This is a genomic window from Alkalihalophilus marmarensis DSM 21297, assembly GCF_000474275.2.
GTDB lineage: Bacteria > Bacillota > Bacilli > Bacillales > Bacillaceae_D > Alkalihalophilus > Alkalihalophilus marmarensis.
On sequence record NZ_ATAE01000037.1, the window covers coordinates 110,520 to 117,186 of the forward strand.

The following is a 6,667-nucleotide window of genomic DNA, read 5'->3' on the forward strand; positions in this document are numbered from 1 at the left end:
TCACCTCTATTCCCTAATCCCTTTTGATGGATAATCTTCCATTTCTTGCACATATGATTGTGTTTCACGATCTCCAGTCAGCTCCAAGAAAAGATCTTCAAGCGATGAATCCTCACTGCCTTTTTCCTGACGTAATTCATCTACTGTTCCAACTGTTAATAGATCCCCATTTTTAATAATAGCAACCCGGTCACACATCTGCTCAGCAATTTCTAAAATGTGAGTGGACATAAATACCGTCATGCCGCCTCTACATAATTCTTGAAGCAGATTTTTCATCGTACGAGCTCCTTTTGGATCTAGTCCCACAGTGGGCTCATCAAGAAATAACACTTTCGGTTCGTGCAGAAGCGCTGCACACAGACTAAGCTTTTGTTTCATCCCATGCGAATAGGTTTCAATGAGCTCATCTAACCTATGTTCAAGCTGAAACATGCGGACATACCGTTCGGCTCTTTCTTCAAACTCTTCTTCCTTCAATCGAAACACACTCGCTGTAAACTGCAAAAACTCATTCCCCGTCAGTTTAGGATAGAGTTTTGGCTGATCAGGTACGTAGGCAATCTTTTTTTTAGCCTCAAGTGCTTCCTTCCACATGTTCACCCCGGAAATATGAACCGTTCCGTTTGTTGGCTCTAGCAATCCTGTCATCATCTTAATCGTTGTCGTTTTCCCCGATCCATTGGGCCCTAGAAAGCAAAAAAGTTCCCCCTTTTTCACTTCTAAATCAAATGGTTTAACGGCATGATTTTCTCCGTACTCTTTTGATAGTTGATTAAGCTTGATCCTTACTTCATTCAAGCTGCTCCCCCCTTACTTATCTATCATCTGATATGTATAGCCTAGATTAAAAAAAGATAAGGTGAATCATCACAGAGATGAATTCACCTTATCATCCTAACATAATTTGTCATTAAATTCAGGCTTAGATAATACCTAGCACCGTTCTCGATATATTCATAGAGGCATGCTGCAAGCGCATAAGCTGATTGACTAAATCAAGATAAATAGCGCTTATTGCCGGGTTGTATTCATTCTGCTGAAGCAGCGTATTGAAATGATCAAATCTAAAATCTCTTTCTTTCTCACTAAGTGCGCCTTGTTCTCTAATGACTTTTCGAACTTGCTTATTATTTTTTTCTTCACAAGCTGTGATTGCATGCTGCAAAATATCTTCAATAGTTGGGATAAACTCTTTTAATCTCTCGGCATCTTCTGCCACTAACTCAAAATGCTGATTTCGCAGTTTTTCAATATTAGCTGAAATTTGGAGGACAATAGCACCTATCTGCTCTAGGTCATTTAACATATATAGGAGCTTTACCTCTTGGTCTGATTGTTCCTTTGACAAATCTTGCTGGGCAAGCTTTAAAAGATACTGTTGAATAATTAAATAAGCTTGATCTATATATTCTTCTTTGCGTACGATCACATGATGGTCTATGTTCCCGTCTATAATTGCCGGAATGGGAGCAATTATTTCCGTTTGAATATAACGCGAGAGCTTGAGTACTTCTTTCTCAGTCTGAATAAGGGCTTCATCCGGGATTGCTAAATATTGCTCACTTATATGAACAACCTGCCTTGGTTCAGATGGAGGGAGAAACCTAGTCATTAATTTAGCCAAAAGAGCTAAAAATGGGAGCCAGCATAGCGCTAAAAAGATATTAAAAGCAGTATGAAAGTTAGCAATCTGTCGTTCTGCTTCACCAGGGATAAACATACTAATCACAGGGAATATCAATAACATCATTCCAACCACAACGACAATTGACAGCTTCATAACTAAATAGGCAAAGGCAACCCTTTTTCCTTCCCGTGAAACAGAGAAGCTAGCAATTAAGACAGGTACAGTTGATCCTACATTTGCTCCAAGCACAAGCCAAATGACTTCTTCATAACCCATCGCGCCTGCTGAATAAAAGGAAATCCCAATAATAATCATTGCCACGCTGCTATGAAGGGCTGCGGTTACCCCTACACTCAAAAGAAAAAGCCAGATTGGTTGACTCGTTAGACGCAGCATCCATTCTGTTATAAAAGGATCATTTGCTAAAGGTGAGACTGCTTGTGACAGGTAAGAAATTCCGAATAACACTAACCCTAGACCGAGAAGAACTTCACCCGCTGGTTTCACACGATCCGTAGAGATAAACACAAGGAAAATAACACCGAGAAAGATAAATACCGGGGAAAGCTGACTAATATTGAAAGCAAGCACTTGCACAGTGAGTGTCGTTCCAATTGCAGAACCTAATATCACACCTAGTGCTTGCACAAACGTGATGATCGAGTGACTCACTAGTCCGACTGCAATAATGGACATCACCGTGCTGCTTTGTAAGAAAAAAGTAAAAAAGAGACCAACAATTAATGCCTGTAATCTATTTTTAACGAGTACGCCCATTTGATGACGCAGTTTATTAATAGCTGCTTTTTGTAATCCTTTACTTAGTCGATTCATTCCATATAAAAAGATGCCAAGCCCTCCTATGAAGCTTAGAAGGCTCTGTGTAATCATCATGGAGAATTCCTGCTTATTGAGGAGTGGCAGTCTAGTAAATACTGTCTGTAATCTCTCGCTGCATTGGAAACATGATCGGCCATCCTTTCAAAGAATCGACTCATTAAAATCAACTTGCCCCCGCTGTCTGCAGGAAGCTGCTCTAGTCTAAGAGAATCAGTAATCCGTTTAAAGGACTTTTTATTCAAACGATTAACGACCTCGTCTTCTTTTTCATAAATAGCTTTTAAGCGTGAACAATCTTCCTCTTTAATCCCCTCTTTAAGAGACTCAAGCATTTGACCAATATTCTTCATAAACTGAGAAAAAGATTGTATGACAAGATGAGGTACTGAGTCAATTGGCGCCACAACAATGATATTAATGACATGATCACCAACACGCTCTAAATCTTTAGCCATCTTTGAAAATAAGAAAAGCCCCTTCACTTGTTTGATGGCGAGCTGTTCATAGGATAAGAGCTCAAGTACCTTTTTTTGGATCATTTTATTAATGGCATTCATATCTTTTTCTGCTTGCAAAATACTTTCCTTATCAAAGGTTGAGTCTTTCTCTATCGATTCTGAGCTAAGCTGCAGCATCTGGTAGCTTAATTCGACCATTAAAAGAAGCCGTTCTTTCAATTCATTTATTTCTCTGTCAAGAAAGTTGGTCCGTGTCAGCATCCGTATCCCCCCTTCTTATACTTGTATAGAAAAGTCTTACTCACTATGCGTATGAGTAAGACTTTTCATTGTTTTAATTAATGATTTAATGCTTCATCAATTAACTCTTTTGCTTTATTCAGCGATGCATCAGGATCATTTTGCTGATAGAGCTCTTCAATCGCATTTTCGATAATATTTCTGGCCTCAGGGAAAACATTCATCAATGCCCCTTGAGTTGCAGGCGTCAGCTGAGTGTTTTGCAGCTGCTCTACAGCTGTTGTAAATTGAGGAAATTCTTCATATACAGCAGCCAGCTCCTCTACCTCATAAGCTGCGGGCGTAATCGGGAAGTACCCTGTTGCCGCAGCCCATTTTGCTTGCACTTCAGGATCAGCTGTATACTTTACAAACTCCCATGCAGCTTGCTGTTCCTCATCCGATACTTGGTTTGTAATCCACAAAGATCCACCTCCGACAATCACACCGTTTGCTTCTTCTCCGTCTACATGCGGTAAGAAAGCTGTACCGACTTCGAAGGGAGAATCATTGACATTATCACGAGTTGCCGCTGTGGAATCAAGATACATTGCAACCTGGCCTGCACGGAATGCAGCGCGAATATCATCCCACTGACGACCGAAGTTGCCAAGCGTTCCTGCTTCATCCATCTCGTTTAACCAATTAAAAATATTTTGCCCTGCCTCACCATTAATCAAAGCTTCGGCAGGCTCTCCGCCGCGACCGTTGTCTTGATCAAGATAATGAGCCCCTTGATTCGCTAATAACTGCTCAAAGAACCAGCCATAAATAAGAATAGCAAAACCGTTAGCATCTGTTTGATCAGTTAATGTTTGAGCGGCTTCCTTCACCTCTTCAAAGGTACGAGGAGGATTTTCTGGGTCAAGCCCCGCTTCTTTAAACATATCCTTGTTGTAAAACATAATGGCATTTGATGTATTAAACGGCATCGAATACAGATCACCATCTAACTCATAATAGCCTAAAATATTTTCTTCAAGCTGGCTCACATCAAAACCGTCTGCATCAACAAATTCTTGCATTGGAGTGATAAAACCGCTGTCACTCATGTATTTAGTTCCCACTTCGTACACTTGCACTAAAGAAGGGGCCTCAGTTGAGCCGCCAACTGCTCGCAACTGATTTAGGAGCTCCTCATAGCTGCCCTGATAAACGGCTTCTACTTCAACAGTGTCTGATTGAGCATTAAAATCTGCAACCATTTCATCAATCGCCTGCCCAGGGCCTCCCCCCATTGCATGCCAAAACGTAATCTTTTTCTTGCCATCTTCTGTTGCAGAATCATTTCCGCCGCAAGCCGCCACGACAAACAACATTAAACAGACGACCACACCTAGCCAGACTTTCCGACTCTTCATTATCTTCTCCCCTTTTTTATATTTATCCCTTTATAGCTCCAGCCATTAACCCTTTACGAATATGTTTTAGGCCAAAGAATAAAAGCAGCAGAGTCGGCAGCAAAATCATCACTACTGCTGCCATTACCATATTCCAAGATGTCGATGATTCTTGAGCAATCATCATTTTCAGTCCAATTTGAACCGTTCTGACATCATTATTACTCGTCACTAAAAGCGGCCAGAGATACATATTCCACGTCGTTAAGAAACCATATATCCCAAGCGCACTTAATGTAGATTTAGAAAGAGGCAGAACAAAGTTCCAATAGAAACGAAATCTTGAACACCCATCCATTTGAGCGGATTCAAAGATCTCCTTAGGAATCGTTAAGAAATGCTGTCTTAACAAGAAGATTCCAAAAGCTAGTGCAAAAAATGGCACAGTTAATCCTTGATACGTGTTAACCCACCCTAAATTGAGGATCGTAAAGTAATTAGGGATGACTGTCGCTTCCCAAGGAATAAGCATCGTTGAAATAAAAAGTGCAAAGATAATTCCTCTTCCCTTAAAAGGAATGAAGACAAACGCATACGCTGCCAGACTACAGACAATTAACTGACCAATCATAACAACAAATGAAACAATGAAACTATTAGTAAGGAACTGGAGCAACGGGACTCTATTAAACGCTTGCCCGTAACTTTCTACGCTAGGTGATGCAGGGATGAGAGCTCCGCTGAAAATCTCTCGAGTAGACATGAGACTTGCTGAGAATGCATAGAGGATGGGAAAGAAAATAGCCAATGCTGAAGCAATTAATAAGATGTAGAGAATGATTTTTTTCATCATTGGTAGTGCACCTTCCTCTCTCCCACTTTAAATTGAAGAACAGTAAAGATAAGAATAATCAAGAATAGAACAATCGCTTGTGCACTAGCATATCCAAACCTTCCGTTATAGAAAGCCTCACGGTAAATCGAATAGACAATGAGATTTGTTGAATTAGACGGCCCTCCTCCGGTCAAAATATCGATTTGACCGAACGTTTGAAAAGAGTTAATTAACGTGACAACGCTTACAAAAAATAATGTTGGAGATAACATAGGAAGAGTAATCTTGAATAATTGATGCCAATACCCCGCACCATCAATTCGGCTGCTTTCATAAAGTTCCTCTGGTATATTTTGAAGGCCGCCTAACAAAACAATAAAGTTAAAGCCTATGTTCATCCAAATGGTTGTTATGGCTACAGAAACTAAAGCCCAATCTGATGAAGTCAGCCAATTGATCCCGTCTATACCGAACACTGCTAAAATATTATTAAGCACCCCAAGTGTCGGGTGAAATAAAAACAACCAAATGGTCGCCCCCGCAGCTACTGACACTCCTAAAGTCGATGAAAAAATGACACGAAAAAAAGCCATTCCTTTAAGTTTCTCATTTGCTATCACTGCTAAAAACAAAGCAAAGACGATGCCTGTAGGAACGGTATAAAGTACAAACTTAAACGTTGCCCACATACTAGTTTGAAAGGCAACTGACTGCAGAAGCCTAGAGTAATGTCCGGCTCCGACAAAATCTTGTGTGACCCCGCCAGCTGTGGTAACAAAAAAGCTGAAGTAAAGCGTCTTTAACATGGGATAAAATAAAAAAACACTAATGACAATTAGAGCAGGGAGCAAATACAACACACCGGAAGCGATCAGTTTCCATTGTTTCTTATCAGAATTATTTCTTTCTTTATCTATGCGTTTTCCCATTAGAATGCCCCCTTTTATCATCGAGAAAGAGAACCTGCTTAAAGGACAGCAACAGCTAATATAATGGGGGTTCTCTTAATCTAAGTAAAATAAAAAAGACTGAGCGGACAGATACAAGCTAATTCATCCTATGCCTGCTAAAAAAGAATTAGTACAGCATCCGTTGGGAAATCCTGTATATACCAAACACTTATGTAATGTTCATCAACTCATGTCTATGAGAGTTTATTACTATATCAATATAAAAAAAACCACATCTATAGTAGATGTGGTTTCCAGGCTGTTGAGAAAGTCTTCTCAACAGCCTATTTTTATACTTTAAACCGATTATACATATAGATATAATAAAAATAGAA

The 6,667-nt window shown here is 39.9% G+C and carries 6 protein-coding genes; all 6 read right to left on the minus strand.

What is annotated here, in order from left to right; genetic code table 11:
* Nucleotides 1-6: 6 nt before the first annotated feature.
* Entirely contained in the window at nucleotides 7-801 is a 795-nt protein-coding gene (locus A33I_RS13790; RefSeq protein WP_022628951.1) for an ABC transporter ATP-binding protein, read from the minus strand.
* 124 nt (nucleotides 802-925) lie between these two features.
* Nucleotides 926-2,524, minus strand: coding sequence for a Na/Pi cotransporter family protein (locus A33I_RS13795; RefSeq protein ID WP_022628952.1), 1,599 nt, complete (start codon nucleotides 2,522-2,524; stop codon nucleotides 926-928).
* A complete protein-coding gene (locus A33I_RS13800; RefSeq protein WP_022628953.1) occupies nucleotides 2,521-3,189 on the minus strand; it encodes a phosphate signaling complex PhoU family protein in 669 nt (222 codons plus the stop codon). The genes A33I_RS13795 and A33I_RS13800 overlap by 4 nt, the downstream gene beginning before the upstream one ends.
* A gap of 77 nt (nucleotides 3,190-3,266) precedes the next feature.
* The gene (locus A33I_RS13805; RefSeq protein WP_022628954.1) at nucleotides 3,267-4,568 is read right to left on the minus strand and encodes an ABC transporter substrate-binding protein; all 1,302 of its coding nucleotides are present in this window, start codon (nucleotides 4,566-4,568) and stop codon (nucleotides 3,267-3,269) included.
* A 22-nt stretch (nucleotides 4,569-4,590) separates the two neighbouring features.
* Complete coding sequence (locus tag A33I_RS13810) at nucleotides 4,591-5,400, minus strand: carbohydrate ABC transporter permease (protein ID WP_012960207.1); 810 nt, start codon at nucleotides 5,398-5,400, stop codon at nucleotides 4,591-4,593.
* The gene (locus A33I_RS13815) at nucleotides 5,397-6,311 is read right to left on the minus strand and encodes a carbohydrate ABC transporter permease (RefSeq protein WP_022628955.1); all 915 of its coding nucleotides are present in this window, start codon (nucleotides 6,309-6,311) and stop codon (nucleotides 5,397-5,399) included. The genes A33I_RS13810 and A33I_RS13815 overlap by 4 nt, the downstream gene beginning before the upstream one ends.
* Nucleotides 6,312-6,667: the final 356 nt, after the last annotated feature.

What these genes read in the sequence shown, in the direction of transcription:
- A33I_RS13795 (WP_022628952.1), bottom strand. Translation starts at nt 2,524, where the DNA reads ATGATGATTACACAGAGCCTTCTAAGCTTCATAGGAGGGCTTGGCATC.
- A33I_RS13800 (WP_022628953.1), bottom strand. Translation starts at nt 3,189, where the DNA reads ATGCTGACACGGACCAACTTTCTTGACAGAGAAATAAATGAATTGAAA.
- A33I_RS13805 (WP_022628954.1), bottom strand. Translation starts at nt 4,568, where the DNA reads ATGAAGAGTCGGAAAGTCTGGCTAGGTGTGGTCGTCTGTTTAATGTTG.
- A33I_RS13810 (WP_012960207.1), bottom strand. Translation starts at nt 5,400, where the DNA reads ATGATGAAAAAAATCATTCTCTACATCTTATTAATTGCTTCAGCATTG.
- A33I_RS13815 (WP_022628955.1), bottom strand. Translation starts at nt 6,311, where the DNA reads ATGGGAAAACGCATAGATAAAGAAAGAAATAATTCTGATAAGAAACAA.